This window comes from Opitutus sp. sgz309028 (assembly GCF_059821195.1).
On record NZ_JCAMRR010000003.1, the window covers coordinates 369,264 to 389,362 of the forward strand.

13 protein-coding genes are annotated in these 20,099 nt (G+C 65.8%); 9 read left to right on the forward strand and 4 right to left on the reverse strand.

Annotated features, from left to right (window positions below; translation table 11 throughout):
- Positions 1-6 precede the first annotated feature (6 nt).
- Positions 7-1,695: an FAD-dependent oxidoreductase gene (locus tag AC6RV7_RS13245; protein ID WP_500094477.1), complete on the reverse strand. Its 1,689-nt coding sequence runs from the start codon at positions 1,693-1,695 to the stop codon at positions 7-9.
- A 61-nt stretch (positions 1,696-1,756) separates the two neighbouring features.
- Entirely contained in the window at positions 1,757-3,133 is a 1,377-nt protein-coding gene (locus AC6RV7_RS13250) for a 3-keto-disaccharide hydrolase (RefSeq protein WP_500094478.1), read from the reverse strand.
- Between the two features lie 198 nt (positions 3,134-3,331).
- Here AC6RV7_RS13250 and AC6RV7_RS13255 point away from each other — a divergent pair, with 198 nt between their 5' ends.
- From AC6RV7_RS13255 to AC6RV7_RS13285, 7 genes are all read left to right on the forward strand, one after another.
- Positions 3,332-4,669 (forward strand): Gfo/Idh/MocA family protein, encoded by a 1,338-nt coding sequence (locus AC6RV7_RS13255; protein WP_500094479.1) that lies wholly within the window; start codon positions 3,332-3,334, stop codon positions 4,667-4,669.
- A complete protein-coding gene (locus tag AC6RV7_RS13260; RefSeq protein WP_500094480.1) occupies positions 4,669-6,888 on the forward strand; it encodes a TonB-dependent receptor in 2,220 nt (739 codons plus the stop codon). The genes AC6RV7_RS13255 and AC6RV7_RS13260 overlap by 1 nt, the downstream gene beginning before the upstream one ends.
- A 186-nt stretch (positions 6,889-7,074) precedes the next feature.
- Positions 7,075-7,437: a YciI family protein gene (locus AC6RV7_RS13265; RefSeq protein ID WP_500094481.1), complete on the forward strand. Its 363-nt coding sequence runs from the start codon at positions 7,075-7,077 to the stop codon at positions 7,435-7,437.
- The gene (locus tag AC6RV7_RS13270; protein ID WP_500094482.1) at positions 7,434-8,669 is read left to right on the forward strand and encodes an RNA polymerase sigma factor; all 1,236 of its coding nucleotides are present in this window, start codon (positions 7,434-7,436) and stop codon (positions 8,667-8,669) included. Before AC6RV7_RS13265 ends, AC6RV7_RS13270 begins: the two co-directional genes overlap by 4 nt.
- 77 nt (positions 8,670-8,746) lie before the next feature.
- Positions 8,747-11,503: a beta-galactosidase GalB gene (gene galB, locus AC6RV7_RS13275; protein ID WP_500094914.1), complete on the forward strand. Its 2,757-nt coding sequence runs from the start codon at positions 8,747-8,749 to the stop codon at positions 11,501-11,503.
- Positions 11,504-11,531: 28 nt separating this feature from the next.
- On the forward strand, positions 11,532-12,779 hold the full coding sequence (locus AC6RV7_RS13280; RefSeq protein ID WP_500094483.1) for an SGNH/GDSL hydrolase family protein: 1,248 nt from the start codon (positions 11,532-11,534) through the stop codon (positions 12,777-12,779).
- Positions 12,780-12,872: 93 nt separating this feature from the next.
- Entirely contained in the window at positions 12,873-15,062 is a 2,190-nt protein-coding gene (locus AC6RV7_RS13285) for a tetratricopeptide repeat protein (protein WP_500094484.1), read from the forward strand.
- Here AC6RV7_RS13285 and AC6RV7_RS13290 read toward each other — a convergent pair.
- The gene (locus AC6RV7_RS13290; protein WP_500094485.1) at positions 15,053-16,540 is read right to left on the reverse strand and encodes an alpha-glucosidase/alpha-galactosidase; all 1,488 of its coding nucleotides are present in this window, start codon (positions 16,538-16,540) and stop codon (positions 15,053-15,055) included. The genes AC6RV7_RS13285 and AC6RV7_RS13290 overlap by 10 nt on opposite strands.
- A gap of 89 nt (positions 16,541-16,629) precedes the next feature.
- On the opposite strand from AC6RV7_RS13290, the gene AC6RV7_RS13295 reads away from it, so the two are divergent.
- Entirely contained in the window at positions 16,630-17,475 is an 846-nt protein-coding gene (locus AC6RV7_RS13295) for a helix-turn-helix domain-containing protein (protein WP_500094486.1), read from the forward strand.
- A gap of 28 nt (positions 17,476-17,503) precedes the next feature.
- Here AC6RV7_RS13295 and AC6RV7_RS13300 read toward each other — a convergent pair whose 3' ends face one another.
- On the reverse strand, positions 17,504-19,474 hold the full coding sequence (locus tag AC6RV7_RS13300; RefSeq protein ID WP_500094487.1) for a sialate O-acetylesterase: 1,971 nt from the start codon (positions 19,472-19,474) through the stop codon (positions 17,504-17,506).
- A 192-nt stretch (positions 19,475-19,666) separates the two neighbouring features.
- On the opposite strand from AC6RV7_RS13300, the gene AC6RV7_RS13305 reads away from it, so the two are divergent.
- Complete coding sequence (locus AC6RV7_RS13305; protein WP_500094488.1) at positions 19,667-20,083, forward strand: hypothetical protein; 417 nt, start codon at positions 19,667-19,669, stop codon at positions 20,081-20,083.
- The last annotated feature ends 16 nt before the right edge of the window (positions 20,084-20,099 follow it).

Sequence of the window (20,099 nt, forward strand, 5' to 3'; positions counted from 1 at the left end):
ATTCCGTTACTTGGCGGCTTTCTCCGGCACGTAATCGAGCACCTGGCCGTCGGCGAGCAGGCGCTCGCGAAGTTTGCCGTAGGGCACGTCCTGCACCGCGAGTTTCCCGTCGATGGCGAGCACGGCCGCGGTGGCGGCGGACTGGCCGAGGATCATGAAAACCGGCTCCATGCGGATCGAACCGTAAGCGATATGTGAAGCCGAGAGGCAGACGGGCACGAGGAGATTGGCGGCCTGGCCGCGTTGCGGAACGAGCGAGCCGTAGGCGATGGCATACGGGCCGCCGGTCGAGACGCCGATGTCGCCCTCGTTCTGCACGTAGCCGTCGGGCGTGATGTAGCGCTGCACGTTGTGAGAATCGATGGTGTAGGAGCCCATGCCGACGGAGTCGGGCGTCGGCCGCTTCTTGCGGAGCTCGTTTTCGGTCATGACGTAGGCGCCGATCATGCGACGGGCTTCGCGCACGTAGAGCTGGTGGGGCCAGTGGCCGTTGTCCTTGAACTCGTCCTTCGGCAGGCCCCAGCGCTGCATTTCCTGACGCACCTCGGCGGGGACGCGCGGGTCGTTGGCGATGAAGTAGAGCCAGCCTTGTTGATAGGTGACGTGCTCCTGGACGATTTCGCGCCGGCGCTCGTAGGAGGCGTCGGGATAGTCGTAGTTGTAGCCGATGTTGTCGGTGCTGAACGGACCGTGGTTGTTGGTGTCGGTCTTGCCGTTGGGCAGCGGGTCGAACTTGCCGAACGTCTCGGTCCAGCCGGCCGCGTAGATGCGCAGGAGGAGTTCGTATTGGCCCGGATCATACCCGGTGGGTTTCGGAAACGGCACCCGGTTCTCCGGCACGTCGGTCAGGCACATGCGAAAGCAATAGGCCTGCACCCGGTGATCGCCCTCGCCGCGGAGGCCGGGCGAGTCGGTGCTGATGCGCGGAAGGACGCCGCTCGACGGATCGCCAGGCACGACGTAGGGGCTGATCTTCAGGGCGGGTTGCGCGCTGAGGCCGCCACCGGCCTTGTAGGGACCAAAGTGGTGGCGGTGGTGCAGGATGCCGACCTGCACGCCGTTCCATTCCTCGTTGTAAACGCGGTTCGCCTCGCGCCCGACGTGATAGCTCACGCCCGCGGCGGCCATGAGGTCGCCTTCGTAGGTGGCGTCGATGAACATCCGGCCCGCGTAGGTCCGGCCGCTGAGCGTAGTGATCGAAACGATACGGCCGTCCTGGAGCTTGACGCCCTGGGCGCGGTCGAGCCACTCGTCGCGGCGGACGGGAATCTGATATTCGCGGACGAAATCCTCGAATACCTGTTCGGCCACGTGCGGTTCGAAGTTCCAGGCGGTTTTCGTGGCGTCATCGATGGCGGTGCGGGTGCGCCGGCCGTTACGATAGTCGTCCGCCTCCTGCCACTTCCAGGCGTCGGGTCGCTGATAATGCTGCCAGACGCGCTGGTAAAACTCGCGCGAGAGCCCGCCGATGATGGTTTTGTTACCGGTGTCGGTCCAGCCAAGGCCGCCGGCGGTGAGGCCGCCCAGATGTTTCTCGGGGCAGACGATGATCGCGGTCCTGCCCATCTTGCGGGCTTGAACGGCGGCACTCACGGCCGCGGAGGTGCCGCCGTAGATCACGACGTCATAGGTGGCGGCGCGAAGGCCGGCAGCGAGCAGGCCGAACGATAGCAGACAGGCAAGGGGGCGTATCATAATTGGGAAGACAGAGGATTCAGGGGGTGGGTGGGAGGGGACTTGAAAGGTCACGGAGGGCTCAGATTTCCGCCGGCAGGACCCAGATGTTGCGAAACTGGAGAAGACCGCCGTGGTTCTGCAGCATGAAACCCTGCGGGCCGGGCACATCTGTTTGCTCGCGTCCGCCGGCGGGACTCCCGCCGGTCGGATGCGGGATCTCGACGTCGTCGTGGAGCTTCACGCCGTTGAGCCAGAGCGTCAGGCGCGCCGAGGCGGTCTTGCGTCCGGTGGCGTCGAAGCGGGGGGCACGAAAATCGAATTCGAGCGATTGCCACTCGAGCGGCGGAGCGGAGGCGGTGACGCGCGGGACGGCGAGGTGATAGACGGAACCTTCCGAGGTTTCGGCGGGCGGCAGGCCGAAGCTGTCGATCAGCTGGATCTCGTAGGAATTGAAAAGATACAGGCCGCTGTTGCCGCGGCGGGGCCCGAGGCTCTCGCTGTTGTAAGCGTGCCGGAATTCCAGATACCCGCGCAGGTCGCCCCAGGCGTCTTTCGTGAACAGCGAACCTTTGGCCGGCTCGATCTCCACTGAGCCGTCCGGCAGAACTTTCCAGGCAGCTTCTGCGTTGGCGTGGCGAAAATGGATGAGGCCGGTGGTGTCGTCGAGCAGCACGCGAGCGCCGGCCGGGCGCTGCGCGAAATAGGTTTTCCCCACGGGAGTGCGGCGCAGGTCGATGCGTTCCTCGCTCAATTGGAGCGTCAGCCGGCCGTCCCGCAAGGTGCCGCGGGCATCGTGGCCGAGGAGGGTCAGCGTCGAGCCCGAGCGAAATCCGAGGAGACGGCGCTCGTGACCGTCGAACCCGCTCAACGTGGCGATGAAGTTGTCTGCCGGATACGCCACCAGGTCGAGCGTGATCCCGGTCGCCGCCCAGCGGCCCACAAAGCCATGCGGATCGCTCCAACGATCGGCGGTGAACGGAGCGTCGAAGGGATTGGGGCCGTAAACGTCGCGCGGCGCCGGCCGTTTCTCTCCGGGGGCGACGACGCGAGGACGATCCTTCAGCAGGAGCGCGGAGTGGGCGCGGTCGGCGTCGGACCAGGCTTTGCGCAACGCCGGAAACTCGCGAAACGAACCGATGAGCATGCGCGCACGCGCATCCGGGATCGTGGCGGCGTAAGCGAGAAGCCGCCCGCGCTCCTCGTCGTTGGCGGCCAGGAGATAGGCGGCCCAGGCACAATGCAGGCGCGTATCGATCGGCATGTCGGACTCGGTCGCCAACTCGCCGAGGAATCGTGCATACGCCGCGGCGCGTTTCGGCTCGTCGGTGGCGGACGCGACGGCTTTGACCGCGGAGAGATCGACGCGTTCGGATCCGACGGCGAAGGTCGGCGACGCCGGAGCGAGCAGCACGAGCGAACAGGCTGCGACTATTAGGAGGCGGGGTGGGATTTCCATCGGAAAGGGGCCGGCGGGTGGGGAATCGAAGGCGATATAGATCGAAATACTCCCTAGCTGAGCGCGTCAATTGTATTGTATTAACCAATAAAAACAAAATATTTACAGACGAGTCGCCTGCTCGGTTACGTTGGTCTGTGCCGCTCAAATTATATTGACCTAGGTTAGATGGATTTCAACTTTTTGAGATTACCCCGCATGAAAACTTCCAAGTTCTCCCGTCGTTCTTTCTTGAAGAAGGCCTCGATCGCGTCCGTCTCCGCGGTCGCTTTCCCCGCGATCCTTCGAGCCCAAGCCGGTGAGTCGCCCAACAACCGGCTCAACGTTGCATTTATCGGTGTCGGCGGGCGGGGTCGGAATGCGGTGCTGGAGCTGCAGAACGAAAACCTCGTGGCATTCTGCGACGTGGACGATGCCCGCGCGGCGGTCACGTATCAAAAATTTCCGGACGTGCCGCGGTTTCGCGATTACCGGCAGATGTTCGACCGGCTCGGCAATCAAATCGACGCCGTGCGGATCTCGACGCCCGATCATATGCACTATCCGATGGCGGTCGCGGCGCTCTCGCTCGGCAAACACGTTTACTTGGAAAAACCGCTGACCCACACGGTCTGGGAGGCGCGAGAACTCACGCGGCTCGCCCGCGAAAAGAAGGTGGCGACGCAAATGGGCAACCAAGGTCACGCGAACGAAGGCGTGCGCCTGTTGAAAGAGTGGTATCGCGCGGGTCTGCTGGGCGAAGTGCGCGAGCTCCACAGCTGGACGAACCGGCCGACGTGGGCGCAAGGGATGGGCGCGCCGGATCACAGCAAGCTGATGCCGGTGGTGCCGCAGGAACTGGACTGGGATCTTTGGCTGGGCGTGGCGCCGGCGCGGGAATACGATCCGGCGTTCGCCCCGTTCCGCTGGCGCGGTTACTGGGATTACGGCTGCGGTGCGCTCGGCGACATGGCGTGCCACGTCATGGACGGCGCGTATGCCGCGCTCGAACTCACGGTTCCCATCTGGGTGGAGGCGACCAGCAGCGGACAGACCGAGGTGGGCGCGCCAAAGGCGGCGATGGTGACGTATCAATTTCCGGCGCGCGGCGCGCAGCCGGCGGTGAAGTGGACGTGGTATGACGGCGGTTTCACGCCGGTGCTGCCGCTCGATTTCGAGGAGAATCGGAGGCTGCCCGAAAGCGGCACGCTGATCGTCGGTAGCAAGGCCACGGTGCTCGCGGACACCTATTATCAGAGCGTGCGCTTCGTGCCCGAAACGCGGATGCGCGAAATCGCACCTTCTTTACCGGCAAAGTCCTTGCCGCGCAGCACGGACGGCCATTACTACGAATGGGTGAAAGCCTGCAAAGGAGGCCCCGCCGCCGGGTCCAATTTCGACTACGCCGGTCCGTTCAGCGAGATCGTGCTGCTGGGAAACGTGGCGATCCGCGCGCGCAAACGGATCGAATGGGACGCGTCGGCGCTGCAGATCACCAATCTGCCTGACGCGAACCGCTACCTGACCAAGGCGTATCGCCCCGGCTTCGGCGTGTGATGGGTCGCGTCGCTCCGGGACGGATTTTTCCTGCGGTCGTCGCGCTGCTCTGCACCGCCGCAGGGTTCCTGCCGGAGCGCGCCGCGGGCGCCGGGCTCTTGAGCGGCGATCCGTTGCGCGAGGGCCCGATCATCCTCGATCACTTCATTGTCAGCGACGACGACGATTCACCCGACTACGATCCGACCAGCCTGGACATGCTGGATGCGGAGCGCAGTGAGGCGCCGTTCGGGAGCGATCTGCTGGTGGACGTCGGCGCCGAGGACGCGCCGGTGGGCGAGCTCGATTTCGAGGTCAGTCAGGCCACCGGGGCGAGTCCGGTCGAGTCCGCGCTCGGCGGCGAACGGCTCAATTTGCGCGGTTTTCCGACGCCCATGCGGCGCAACGGCTTCACCCAGTCCGGCTTTCCGGAAGTCATCAACAGCGAGCGCTCGGAGACCATCAGCGGCGCGCTGACGCCGGTCACCGGTCGGGCCGCGCCCGGCGGTATCCGCAATTTCCTGACACTGCGACCCCGCGGCCGGCCGGCCCGGCAACTGCGGTTCACCGCCACCAGTAACGACCGGTGGTTCGTGGAGGCAAAGGATGCCGGCATCCTCCGCGACAAGAAGGCGTGGCACGCCGTCACGCTCGGCGCGCGAGGCAGCCGCGGACCGCAGCCGTTCGCGCAGGACGCCATCGCGTATTTTTCCGGCGCGATCGCGGTGAAGCACTCGCGGAGCACCAGTTCGTTGTGGCAGCTCGATTGGTTTCGTTACGACGGTAATCCGAATCCCGGCGTCGTGGAATACCGGCTGACGCCGAGCTCGCGGATCGTGGGGCCGTATCGTCCGCTGGTGGATTTTCACGCGTTCGGTCCGCATGCCGGGGTGCGGCGCGACGTGCTGAGCCTGAGCGGCCAGATCGAGAGTCAGCTCAAGCCGAATCTCAGCCTGCGAGCGGGCGCGCAATGGTTCGGACGGCAGATCGAACAGGATCGTTTCACCACGGGGCAATATGTCGTCTCGACCGGACGGTTTTCCGGCACGCGCGAACCGCGGCACATCGAGCAGGCATTCAATGGCCTGATGTTGCAGTCCGACCTGACGTGGCGCTTCGCGGCGTGGAACGCCGATCACAAAGTGCTGCTCGGCGTCGAAAGCACCCTCGTGCGCGGCGACAACGAACAGCGCGCGCTCACGGTGGCGGACCGCAACGCGCTGCCGGTCACGGCGCGTCTTTTCGATCCGGATACGCCCGATTTCAGCCGGCCGGCCTACAGTCCGTCGCTTTATGAGCGAATCATCACGGACCGGCAGGACGAGATCCTGTTCGGCGCGCTGGTCCTCAACAGTCGCACCGCGCTGAAGCGCGGCCGCACGGTGTTTTCGCTCGGACTGCGGCAGGATTTCGCGCAGGTCGACGTGCACGATTTCCGGCCGGGCGCGGGACAGCCGCGCGCGGAGGACCTGACGGGCCGGCTGACCTTCCACGCCGCGGCCAACCAGTATTTGGGCCGCTACGCGCTGTGTTTCGCGTCCGTCAGTTCGGCCTTTGAGCCGTCAACTCGCGTGGACGCGCGCACGGGAAAAATCCAGGGCAACGAAAGCACCTTCGGTTACGAGACGGGCCTTCGCACCGTGCTGCTTGACCGGCGACTGAGTGCGTCGCTGACGGCGTTCCAATATTCCAACGAGAACATCGCACGGCGAAATCCGCTCTACGACGATCCGATCGCGGATGCGAACCAGCGGCAGCCGCAACTGGTTTCCAGCGGCGCGGAACGCTTCACCGGTGGCGTCGTGGTGGTGGGCTGGAAACCTTCGCCGGCGTGGACGTTTACCGGCCGTGGGGCCTACACCCGTGCGATCACGACCTCTTCGCCCGACGTGCCGGAGGAGGTGGGCCGCGCGCTCACGCGCATGCCGGCGACGACGGCCAGCGGATCGGTCCGCCGGGCCTGGAACGCAGGCTGGCTGCAAGGGTTTTCGTGCGGGCTGAGCTTGGTTCACGTCGGGGAAGTCATCGCTTATTATACGAGCGACGTGCGCGAGCGGCTCGATTATCCGGCCTACACGTTGCTCGGCGCCAATCTCGGCTACACGCACAAGCGCAAGGGCCAGCCGACGTGGAACGTTCGGCTCACGGGTAACAACGTGCTCGATCGCGATCTGGTCGCGCTGCTCGCACGGCCGAACTCTGGAACGGAATACGGCGTCGATTGCTCGGTGGCGTTTTGAGAGGGGGAGGGGGTTGAGGGAGTTGAGAGATGAGAGATGAGAGATGAGAGTTGAGAGTTGAGAGTTGAGGCGTGAGGGGCGCGAAAAAATTCGCGGAATGTCGGGATGGTTCGGCGTGGCGCGTCTTCAGGGTGATGCCACGATCTTTTGTCGCGGCGCAATCAACCCTCGGATTGTTACCACATCATGAAATACGCCCTCCTGGTCCATGTTCCGCCGTCCCATTTTGAGCAACGCGACGATGCCGCCACGGTTGCCGCCGGCCGCGCTTACGGCGAAGCGCTGCAAGCCGCCGGAATTTTTGTCGGCGGCGCCGGCCTCGGTTCGCCGCGCCATGCCACCACCGTCTCCGTCCGCGACGGCAAACGCCAGGTGCACGACGGTCCTTACGCGGAGACGAAGGAGTTTCTCGCCGGCTTCGGCATCATCGATGTGCCCGATCTCGATACGGCGCTCGAATGGGCGGCGCGCCATCCGCTCGCGGATCGTTTCTCCGTCGAAGTGAGACCGCTGCTTGGCGCACAGTTTGCGTCGGCACCGAAACGATGAACGAACCCGCCGCGCACGCGACGATCGAGGAAGTCGTCCGCCATTCGTATGGACGGCTGGTGGCCTATCTCGCGGCCCGCACGGGCGACGTCGCTGGCGCGGAGGATGCATTGAGCGACGCACTTATGCGGGCGCTCGCTCGCTGGTCGGTCGACGGCGTGCCCGACAAACCGGAAGCGTGGTTGCTGCGCGCCGCGCGCAACCGGCAGATCGACGCGTTTCGCCGTCAGGCGGTGCGACAAGACGCAACTGCGTTTCTGCAACAAGTCGCCGCCGAAGCCGAAACGATGGCGGAGCGGAGCGATGAGTTTCCCGACGAGCGGCTCAAGCTGCTCTTCGTCTGTGCGCATCCCGGCATCGACCCGGCGGCGCGAACGCCGCTGATGCTGCAAACCGTGCTCGGGATCGAGTCGGCGCGAATCGCGTCGGCGTTTCTGGTTTCGCCGTCGGCGATGGAGCAGCGCCTCGTGCGGGCGAAACAGAAGATTCGCAGCGCGGCGGTGCCGTTTCGCGTGCCGGAACCGGCGGAGTGGGACGAGCGCGTTTCCTTTGTGCTCGATGCGATTTATTCCGCCTACACCGCGGGCTGGGAGAGCGTGTCGGACGAGAGCTCCGCGCCTCGCGCGCTCGCACGCGACGCGGTCGCGCTGGGACGAACGCTCGTGCAACTGCGCCCACAGGAGCCGGAGGCGCTCGGGCTGCTCGCGCTGATGTTGCATTGCGCGGCGCGCGAAGCGGCGCGGTTCGCGGACGACGGACGCTTCGTGCCACTCGACGAGCAGGACACCGCGCGTTGGTCGCAGCCGCTGATCCGCGAAGCCGAGGACCTGCTGCGTCGCGCGGCGGCGGAGCGGAAGCCCGGCCGTTTTCAACTCGAAGCCGCGATTCAGTCGATCCACGCGCACCGGGCAATCAGCGGGACGATCGACTGGGCGGAGATTGCGCTGCTTTACGAAGGGCTCATGCGGCTAGCGCCGGGAATCGGATCGCAAATTGGCCGCGCGGTCGCGCTCGCCGAGATCGGCCGTGCGGACGAGGCCCTCCACGCGCTCGAGGGGATTTCGACCGAGCGCGTTGCCGCGCACCAACCGTATTGGGCGGCGCGCGCGCACGTGCTGCGGTGGCTGAAGCGCCGCGAGGAGGCGCGGGCGGCGTTTACTCGCGCGGCCAGCCTGACCGAGCATCCGGCCCTGCGCGCGCATCTGTTTCGTCGCGCCGCGGACGAAATCTGACGCCCTCCGGCGCGTTCTGTTGTTGGACTGGCGGGCCGGTTGCGCGTGCTTCCATGGTGGCGACCCTGCGGCCGGGAATGTATGCTTCCCGCGCCCCTCGCCTCATGATCTCTCCCCGTCATTTTTTTGTAGTTTTGTGCAGTCTGATCGGCCTCGGTTCGGCCGATGTCTTCGCGGCCCCGCCGCGGGAGCGGATTTCGTTCAACGACGGCTGGCAGTTTCAAAAAGAGGATCCGCCGGGCAACACCGTCGATCTGCGCTACGACGTCCGGCCGCCAGCGGAACCGGAAGGCGTTGACCGCGTGGCGGACGCGCGTCCGCTGGAGGCGGAGGCGCTGGCAGCCGACCGCCGCACCGTGCTCAAACCGTGGATACTGCCGACCGGCAACCGGTTCATCAAAGATCCCTCCCGCCGGTTTGTGCGACCCGGGGGAAATCCGGGCGGCGAGGTCGCCTACGTGAAAAAGGATTTCGACGACGGTGCGTGGCAGCGCGTCACCTTGCCGCACGACTGGGCGATCGCTGGGCCGTTCATCACCACCGGAGGCGGCGGTGGAATGGGACGGCTGCCGAGCCCCGGCATCGGGTGGTATCGGAAGAAGTTCGACCTTCCGGCCAGCGATGCCGGCAAATCCCTCTTCCTCGATATCGACGGCGCGATGTCCTATGCGACCGTGTGGGTCAATGGCCGCATCGTCGGCGGCTGGCCGTATGGTTACTCGTCGTGGCGCGTGGATCTGACGCCCTTCGTCGAACCCGGCCGCGAGAATCTGGTCGCGATCCGTCTCGACAACCCGCCGCAGTCCTCGCGCTGGTACCCCGGCGGCGGCATCTACCGCAACGTCTGGCTCGTGAAGACGCAGCCGGTGCACGTTGCGCACTGGGGCACGCGCGTCTCCACGCGCGACATCTCCCTCTCGTCGGCGACGGTCGATCTGGAAGTCACCCTGGACAACGATTCCACGGCTGCGGCGAAAGTGCAGGTCGCGGCCGGAATTCACCCGATCGATGCGAACGGCCGGATCGTCGGCCCCGCGGTCGCGCGTATTGAAACGTCGGAGACAACTGTGCCCGCCGGCGGGAGCGTGACGGTTGCCGGCGCCGGCACGCTGCGGAATCCGCGGCTCTGGGGCCCGCCGCCGACGCAGACGCCGCATCGCTATGTCGCGGTGACGACCGTCACGCGGGACGGAGAAGTCGTCGATCGCTACGAAACGCGTTTTGGCGTGCGCGAGGTTCATTTCGATCCGGCGAACGGTATTTATGTTAACGGGGAGCGGATTCCGCTGCAGGGCGTCAATCAGCACCACGATCTCGGCGCGCTCGGCGCCGCGTTCAACGTGCGCGCGGCCGAGCGTCAGCTGGAGCTGCTCCGCGAGATGGGCTGCAACGCCGTCCGCATGAGCCACAATCCGCCGGCGCCGGAGCTGCTCGAGCTCACCGACCGCATGGGTTTCCTGGTGATGGACGAATCCTTCGACATGTGGGAGCGGAAGAAGACGCCGCTCGATTCCCACCTGATTTTCCCCGAGTGGCACGAGCAGGACATGCGCGCGATGCTGCGTCGCGACCGCAACCACCCGTCGGTGATCATCTGGAGCATCGGCAACGAAGTCGGCGAACAATACACCGACGAAGCCGGCGCGGCGGTGGCGAAACGGTTGCATGACATCGTGCGTGAGGAGGATCCGACGCGGCCGACCACGACCGCGATGAACTGGGCCAAGCCCGACATGCCGCTGCCTGCGGTGGTGGACATCATCGGGTTGAATTATCAGGGCGAGGGCATTCGCCAGGAGCCGGAGTTCGAGGGCACCGACCGCATTCGCACGCCGCCGCAGTATCCGGCTTTTCGCGACAAGTTCCCGGACAAGGTCATCATGAGCACGGAGACGGCGTCGGCTTTCAGCAGTCGCGGCGTGTATCTGTTCCCCGTGTCGCCGCTCGTGAGTGCGCCGGTGCGCGACGGACGCGGTGGCGATTCGCAGATCCGCCAAGTGACGGCGTATGAGCTTCACGCCGTCGATTTCGGTTCGACGGCGGACAAAGTTTTCGGACAGCTCGACCGGCATCCGTTTGTGGCAGGCGAGTTCGTGTGGACCGGATGGGACTATCTCGGCGAGCCAACGCCTTACTACCAGTCGCGCAGTTCCTATTGCGGCATCATCGATCTGGCCGGGTTCAAGAAGGACCGGTTCTACCTCTACCAAGCGCGCTGGCGGCCGGAGTTTCCGATGGCGCACATCCTGCCGCACTGGACGTGGCCGGAACGCGCCGGCGAGGTAACGCCGGTGCACGTGTTCACCTCGGGCGACGAGGCCGAGCTCTTCCTCAACGGACGCTCGCTCGGACGCAAAACGAAGCAGGCGTTCGAGTATCGGCTGCGCTGGGACGACGTCGTTTATGAGCCGGGCCGGCTCGAAGTGATTGCTTACAAGCACGGCCGCGAATGGGCGCGGTCGTCGGTGCAAACCGCGGGCAACGCCGCGACGCTGGACGCGGTGACGGACCGATCAACGATCGCGGCGGACGGCAACGATCTCGCGTTTGTGACCGTGCGGATCGTCGATCAGAACGGCCTCACCGTGCCGCGGGCGGATGATCGCATCCGTTTCCGGATCGAGGGTCCGGGCGAGATCGTGGCGACCGACAATGGCGACCCCACGAGCTTCGAGCCGTTCCCATCGCAGGAACGCAATGCCTTCAGCGGTTTCTGTCTCGCAATCGTGCGCGCGAAACGCGGAGAAACGGGCAGGGTCACCGTCACGGCATCGAGCGAAGGACTGCGCGAAGCGGTCGTCACGTTGAACGCCGCGCCCGCTCAAACCCGCTGAGCCGAAGACAAGAATCTCCTCCCGCATCATGACGTTCTCCTCACTCCGCCTGCTTCTGTCCTCCGCCGTTTTCGTGTTGGCCCTGTCCGCTTCGCACGCGGCCGGCCGGGACGGGCATTGGGTGCCGACCTGGGTTTCGGCGCAGCAGCTGACCGAACCGGGCAACATGCCACCGGCGCCGGGTTTGGCAGAGCGGTCGCTGCGACAGATCATTCAACCGACGCTCGCGGGGACCCGGCTGCGCGTGGTGATTTCCAATCAATACGGCGAGAAGTCGCTGGTGATTGCCGGCGCGCGAATCGCGCGGTCCACCGGCGCGTCCGGCATCGATCTGTCCACGGATCGCGCGGTCACCTTCAATGGTCGCGCGGGCGTGACCGTTCTACCCGGCACGTCGATGATGTCGGACGACGTCACGTTCGCGGTCGAAGCGTTCGAGAATCTCGCCATCAGCGTGCATGTTCTCGACGTGCCGGAGCAACTCACCGGGCATCCCGGTTCGCGCACGACCTCGTTCATTCAGCCCGGCGATGCGCGCGTGCAAGCATCATGGCCCGACGCGCAGCAGACCGATCACTGGTATCTTCTCGCGTCGGTCGAGGTGCTCGCGGACCCGACCGCGGCGGCGATCGTCGTCCTCGGGGATTCGATCACGGATGGCCGCGGCTCGACGACGAATCAGAACGATCGCTGGCCGAATCTCCTCGCGCGCCGGCTCCACGCCAATCCGGCGACAGCGAAGATTTCGGTGCTGAACCAGGGCGCGGGCGGCGGACGCGTTTTGCGCGACGGATTGGGCGACAGCGCGCTGAAGCGTTTCGATCGCGACGTGCTTGCGCAACCCGGCGTGCGCTGGCTGGTCATCTTCGAAGGCGTCAACGATCTCGGCACGGCGGTCGGCGCGCGAACGAAGGGGCTGCCGGCGGCGTCGGCGGACGATCTCATTGCCGCGTTTCGCCAGATAATCCTGCGCGCGCATCGCCATGGGATCCGCGTGATTGGCGCGACGATCATGCCGTTCGCGGGTTTCACCTCCTACGACACGCCGGAGAGCGAAGCGGATCGGCAGAAGGTCAACGCCTGGATTCGCGACAGCGGCGAGTTCGATGGTGTGATCGATTTCGACGCGATTACGCGCGATCCCGCGCAGCCCGCGCGGCTTTCCGCCGCCGTCGACGGTGGCGACCACCTGCATCCTTCGGCTGCCGGCTATCGAATCATGGCCGACGCCATCGATCTGTCGCTGTTTTCGTCCGCGAAAGCGAAAGCGCGCTGAGTTTCGACCGCTGCGCGGTGGGAAGGTGACAACCAACCGCAACAGCCACGCGCAGGCTTGGCATCCGCGAAATCTCTCCGTGGAATCGCGGACTTGGAGAACCCCTTCGCGCATCATTTTCCTCTCCGCCGGATCGCGCTCGCATTTCTTTCCGCGGGCGCCGCGGCCACGCTCCTTGCGGCGGGCGGTTGCGGGAAAACGCAATCCGGGGGTGCTCCGGCGACGGTCGCGGCCGCGGTGGGGCAAACCTCGGCCTCGTGTCGCGAATGTCACCAGGAGGTGCACGCGGCGTGGGCCGCGACGGATCACGCGCTGGCGAATCGACCAATCGATCCGGAACGCGACGCCGAGGCGCTAAGGACCTTCGCGCAGGCGGCACCGGATTCGGCGGCACCGGAACTCGTGCTCGGCCACAAACCATCGTGGCAACCGCTCATTCCGGCGGCGGGCGGACGCTGGCAGCCGCACGAGCAGGCGTTCGATCCCGCGAAGAAGGAATGGTTCAACGTATTCGGAAATGAAGGACGCCAGCCTGGAGAATGGGGCCATTGGACCGGACGCGGCATGAATTGGAATTCGATGTGCGCGCACTGCCACATGACCGGCTACCAGCGCAATTACGAGGCGGCCACCGATAGTTACCACTCCACCTGGGTCGAGCACGGCGTCGGCTGCATCCAGTGTCACGGGCCGATGCCTGCCGGGCACGGCAAGAAACCAAAACTCGCGTCAACCGGACCGCAGCCGCCGTTTTTCGGCGATCGCCAGAAGATGATGCAGACCTGCGCGCCGTGCCATGCGCGCAACGAGTTGCTGACGGATCAGTTTCAACCGGGCGACAATTACCACGACCATTATCGCGTGGTGCTGCCGGTGGACGCGGCGACGTTTTATCCCGACGGGCAACAGCGCGACGAGGATTTCAACTGGACCTCCGTGCTGCTCAGCCGGATGGGCCATGCGGGCGTGACGTGTCTCGACTGCCACGATCCGCACACGACCAAGACCATCCTGCCGGCGGGGAACAACCAGCTGTGCATGCAATGTCACACTGCGCCCGGACGCGTGATGCCGGGCGGCGTGCGCGCGATGCCGATCGATCCGACCGCGCATTCGCATCACGCGGCGGACAGTGCGGGCAATTCCTGCGTCGCGTGCCACATGCCGACGACGACTTACATGCAGCGCTCGCCGCGGCACGATCACGGCTGGCTGAAACCCGATCCGTTGCTCACGAAGGAGCTCGGGATTCCGAATGCGTGCAGCCATTGCCACGCGGACAAAGGCATCGATTGGAACATCGCCAAGGCGGACGAGTGGTATGGCTCGAAGATGGACTCGCGCCAGCGGGCTCGTGCGCGCGCGGTGGCGGCGGCTCAAGCCGATCGGCCGGGGTCAACGCAGGCGCTGCTCGATCTGCTGAAAACGGAAGACATCCCCGCGTGGCGCGCGACGTATCTTTCGTTGGTCGCGGGCACGTCCGAAGCGAGCGCGGCCGCGGCGCGCGAAGCGGCCAGTGCTTCGCTGCGTGCTTCCGATCCACTCGAGCGGGCCGCGGCCGTGCGGTATTTCGCGGGCGCATCGGACGCGGCGAGTGTGCTCACACCTCTGTTGCAGGATCCGGTGCGACTGGTGCGGCTGGACGCGGCATGGGCGCTGTCGCCGCAATTGCCGGCGGATTCGCCGGCGCGCGCGGAGTTGGACAATTATCTCTCGCTGACGCTCGACCAGCCGGCGGGGCGCGTGCGGCTTGGCCAGGACCTGGCGAATCGCGGGCGATTTGAGGAGGCGTTGGCGGAGATCAAGCAAGCGGCGCAGTGGGATCCGCATTCGCCGGGCATTCTCGAATCGGAGGCGGCGGTGCTCGCGCAGCTTGGACGTCTGTCTGAGGCGGGCGCGGCGTATTACCGGGCGGCGGAAGTTTCTCCGGAGGCGGGCGGCCGGCTCGCGCTACAGGCGGCGCTCGCGTATGCGGAGGCGGGCCGGACGGCGGAAACGGAAAACTCGTTCCGCTTCGCCGTGCGACGCGACCCGGGACTGCATCGCGCCTGGTATAATCTGGGACTTTTTCTCGCGCAGCAGGAGCGACTCGTGGAGGCAGTGGACGCGTTGCGCGAGGCGGCGAAACGCGCCTCCGACACGGCCGATTATCCGTATGCGCTCGCGACGGTGCTCTTGCGCGCGGGCGATCGCGCCGGCGCGCGCGCGGCGGCGGAGCAGGCGTTGCGCATCGACCCGCACCACCGCGGCGCGCAGCAAGTGCTCGCGGCGCTTCAGCGGTAGCCGGGCAAAAACGCTTTCTCGGCGGCGAACATTTCGAGCGCCATCGCCTTGATCTGCGCCGGCGTGCAGACCGCGGACGTGAGCGGATCGAGGTAAAGCGCGTAGATCGCTTTTTCGATGCTGCGCTCGATCGCGGCTTGGGCGCCGAGATCGAACATGCTCAGATTGCTCGCACTCACCGCCGCCATCTGCGGCGGCAGGGCGCCGAAGCGGGTTGGCGTGACGCCGTTGCGATCGACGAGACACGCGACCTCGACGCAGCTGTCGGCAGGCAAGTTGGTGATGAGCTGGCCAGCGCCGCGGTGCTGGTTGGACACGTTGCCGTGGATGCGAAACGGCGAGTCCTTCTCGCGCGCCTCGATGATCCACGACGCGTATTCCCAGCTCCGTTCCCACTGCATCGGCACCTCGCCGCGAAGCATGGCGCGGCGCTCCCTGTCGGCCGTCTGCCGCCAGCGCGGCCAGTTGGTGGCGTAGAAACGCGAGCCGCCGTCATAGCCGAGTCGCAGGAGTTTCCGGCCCGCTTCGCTCTTGCGATAATACGGCAGGTATTCCGACAGATGGCCGGAACTCTCGGTGATGAACGCGCCGAAGTGCAGGCACATGTCCTTGCGGATCAGGTCGCGCTGGCGGTAACGCACCTCGGTGCTGGTACCGAAGGCGTTGTCGGTCGCGTCCTGGTCGCCGAGCCCGGCGTCGAACTCGCGCAGCCCCTCGGCGATCTCGCGTTTGAATTTGGCGTGAAGTTTTGGATACAGATTGCGGCTGCGGTGACTGAGGCGGGTGAACCAGGCGAGGTGGTTGATGCCCGCGCATTCCCACTCGAGCTCCGGATACGGGACCTCCGCGTATTCGGCGAGCAAGTGGCTTGTGCCCTGAACGGAATGACAAAGACCGACCACGGACATCGACGACGTGCGCGCCGCGGCGAGACAGAGCATCGCCATCGGATTGGTGTAGTTGAGCACCAGCGCCTGCGGACACAGGCGTTCGCAATCGCGGAGGACGTCGAGCCAGACGGGAATCGTGCGCAGGGCCTTGAAGAGACCGCCGGGGCCGATGGTATCGCCGATGCACTGGTCGACGCCGTATTTCAGCGGAATGTCGTTGTCGTGGACGACGCATTCGAGACCGCTCACCTCGATGCAGTTCACGATGTAGTCCGAGCCGCGCAGGACCTTCTTGCGGTCGACGTGGGCCTGCAACTTCCAGCGGCCGCCGCCGAGTTGGGCGATCAGACGCTTGACCAGTCGGGCGGTAATGCGCAAACGGCCCGCGTCGATGTCGACCAAGGCGATCGTGCCGCCCGGCGCACCGGGGATGCGCAGAACGTCGTTGACCAGACGTGGGGCGAAGAAACTGCCGGCGCCGAGAAACGTGAGCTTGATCGGACGCGACATTTGGCCGGGCAGACCGGCCGCGGCGGCGTCCTGCGTGTGGGCGGAGTGGCCGACTTCGTCGGCTTTGCTTTTGCTCATGAGGAAAAAAGTGACCGGAGGAAGGGAGAACTGATTCGACGGTAACGGCGATATGCGGCAGAACCCGAGCGTCAAAGAGTGATCGTAGTATGCAAAAAGTGACCAAGCTGACGGCGGGCGGCGATGCGTTTGGGTTCGTTCACGGTTGTGCGGAGGAAGTGCGTCGCGGGCCATCCTATGGCTATGACAATGCGCGGCGAAGCGACCGCAATCTGCTGGTCGTGCAGTGGACTCTCGCGGGAGCGGCGTTTTTCGCGGATGCGAAAGGAACCCGGCAGGTGCCGGCGGGGCACGCGATGCTCTTCACTCATCGCGAGCCGAGTCGTTATGGTTATCCGCCCGAGGCGAAAGAGCCGTATCGCCACCGCTACATCGCGCTGGAGCCGAGTGCGCCGTTACGGGCCGTGTTCGATCAGCTCCGGCACGAGTTCGGATCGGTCGTGGCGCTGCCGTTGCGTTCGGAAGCGGCGACGTTGTTCGACGAGGTGTTCGAGCGCTTTCGCGCGCGAAGTTTTCGCGACCGGCTGCAGGAAGCGGAGTTGCTTTATCGGCTGCTGACGGCGCTCTACCGGGAGCAGATGCGGGCGAGTTCGGCGGTGGATCCAATCGAATTCGGTTACCAGCAACTGCGGAATCACTTCCGCTCTCCGCTCAACTTGAAAACGCTCGCCGCGAAATGCGGCGTCAGCCGCGAGCATTTCATGCGGGAGTTCAAGCGCCGGCACGGCGAGACGCCTGGAGTTTTCCTGCGTCGGCTGCGGTTGGAGCATGCGCGCGCAATGCTGGCGGCGACGGAGGAGCCGATCGAGGCGGTCGCACTAGCGAGCGGGTTTGCCACAGCGAACAGCTTCGCACGGGCTTATCGCACGAAGTTCGGCCGCAGCCCGGGCGAGGAGCGTCGCGCCACGAACGCCCGCGCCGGCTCGCGGCGATGATGCGGGCTGCCCGGGTGGTGGGGAAACGTCAACGAGTGGCGGGCGCGTCGGTGCGGAACGGCGAGGCGGGAAGGCCCGCGCGGTTGAACAGATTGCCGCTGGCCACATTGGCCCAGGCGTAGCGGACGGCAGTCGGCGCGAGCACCGCGGAGGAGGAGACGAGCACGGTGTTCCCTTCGATCTGTGCGTCCGCCGGATGAAACACGCCATCGGCTCCGGCGAGCGTGAAGCCGGTCAGCGGGCCATCGTGGGCGACAAGGCCGCCACCGAGGTGCGAGAAGCGGAGCTCTGCGCGGCGGCCGTTGAATCGGACTTCTGAATACACCGGTCCGGAGTATTCGACCGGCTCCCCGTAGGCGAGGGCGCGAGCGGCGAGCGCGAGCCGTTCGCCGACCGGCCGTTTGTCGGCGGGATGAATATCCTCGGCGTCGCCGTGGTCGAGCGTGACGACCATCGCTGTGTGCTTCGTCGCCTGCCATGCGAGCAGCTGCGCTTCGCGAATCTCGGGAGGCTGGTCTTTGAAGGGCGCAATCTGCACGAAGAGAAAGGGGAAGTCTCCCTGCTGCCACGCGCGGCGCCAGTCGGCGATGAGCGCCGGAAACAAGGCGCGATACTGCTGCGGACGGTCGGCGTTGGCTTCGCCCTGATAGAACGTCACGCCGCGGATCGCGTAGGGCACGAGCGGAGCGATCATGCCGTTGTAGAGCACGGTGGGGTTATTCGAACCCCGGCGTGGATCGCGCGGCGGCGGCGACACCTGGCTCATGGCGACGGAGAAACGGGCACGCCAGGCCCCGGTGAGCGGGATCGGCGCGAACGATCCGTCGAGGGAACGCGCTTCGAGCGGAAGCTCCGGATTCCAGATGCCGCCGTTGCCGCCCGTATCGAGCACGCGCACGGCGATGACATTGCCCTGCCGCTTGAGCGCGGCGGCGGGCACGCGATAAACGCGCGGCGTGAGCCACAGGTCGGTCGCACCGACGAGCTGGCCGTTGACCCAGGTTGTATCCAGATCGTCGATGGCGCTGAGGTGGAGTTCGACATCGCCGCCTTGCCAGGTGGACGGCAGGTCGAAGCGGCGGCGAAACCAGCCCACGCCGTCGAAGCCGGCGCGACCGGCGTTTTCCCACATCGTCGGGAGATTCATCGTTTCCCAATCGTGCGTGTCGAGCGCGGGCTCTTGCCAGCCGGCGCCGCGGCTGCCGGGATCGGACGCTTCATACCAGCGTGCGATCCGCTCGCGGTAGGTGCGCTCCGCGCCGTCCGGGTCGCGTTCGAATGCCTGCATCTGTTCAAGCGCATCGCTGAACTCCGGAAACGCCTGCAGCCCCTTTTGGCTCGTCCACGCCTCCGCGGGCGTGCCGCCCCACGAACTATGAATGATCCCGATCGGCACGTGCAGCGCTTCGTGGAGTTGGCGCGCAAAGAAAAATCCCACCGCCGTGAAATCCGGCGCGGTCGCCGGTGAGCAAACGGTCCAGCTCATTTCCGCGGTGGACTGCGGCGTGGAGGCGAGACGTTGCACGACATAGAGCTGGCGGATCTGCGGGAAATCGGCGGCGGCGGCTTCACGCTCCCAATCGACGATCGGCTTCTGGCCGGGGCGCAGGCCGAGCTGGCGCTCCATGTTGGATTGGCCGCCGCAGAGCCACACCTCGCCGACGAGCACGTCTTGAAATGAACGCGATTCCGCGGCGCCGCTGTTGTTGGTGGCGGCGCTGATCGTCAGCGATTCCGGCGAGGCGCTGGCCCGCAGCGCGTCGAGCGTGACCTGCCAGCGGCCGTTCGCATCGGCGGTCGCGGCTTTGACTTGTCCGGCGAATTTCACCGTGACGCGTTGGCCGGCGTCGGCCATGCCCCACACAGGCACGGGGTGATCGCGTTGCAGCACCATGTGATCGCCGAACGGGCTGGCGACTTGCAGCGCCGCAACGGCGGGGAGGGCAAACGAAGCGGCGAGAATCGCCAGGCCGGAGAAGAGTCGGATCGGAGATTTCATGAAAGGAGCGGAGAGCTTCGCTGCTCGCGAGTGTTCTCCAGCGGGACTTTTATCGCGCGGCGGCCCGGCGAGGCGAGCGGTATTCGCGGTTGAGACGGACGCGAATTCGCGTTTGTTTAGCGGAGGCGGCGAGCCGATGCCGCTTTCGTTTCGGGCGAGGCTTTCAACCACCCAGCAGAGAGGAACCCCATCATGAGCCTTATCGCACGCCTACTTCCCCTGTTTGTGCTACTAGCCGCCGCGGTGGCGCAGGAACGTCCGGCACGGACCAGCGTCACGCCGCAACCGCGCGTGCGCCTGCAGCGCGAGGCCAATGGCGACGCCGTCGCGCGGCGTGACGAGAAACCTTTGGCCTCCAGCGCGGAGGTGCAGGTGCTGGAGAAGGTGACGGTGCAGGAGCGCCGGATTCCGTTTCGGCCTCCGCCGCTGCCGGCACAGGATCGCACGCACTTTACGGTGATCGAAGGCGGACCGGTTGCCCGCAAAAACATGGGCAACGCGGTCGGAGAGGTCGGGCTGTGGCGCTGGACGGATATCTTCGACGAGGATTCCCGTCACAAGGAACCCAACCCCACGATCATGATGGAGTTTCTTCGCGTGAAGTGGTGACGCCGCGCGTCGACGC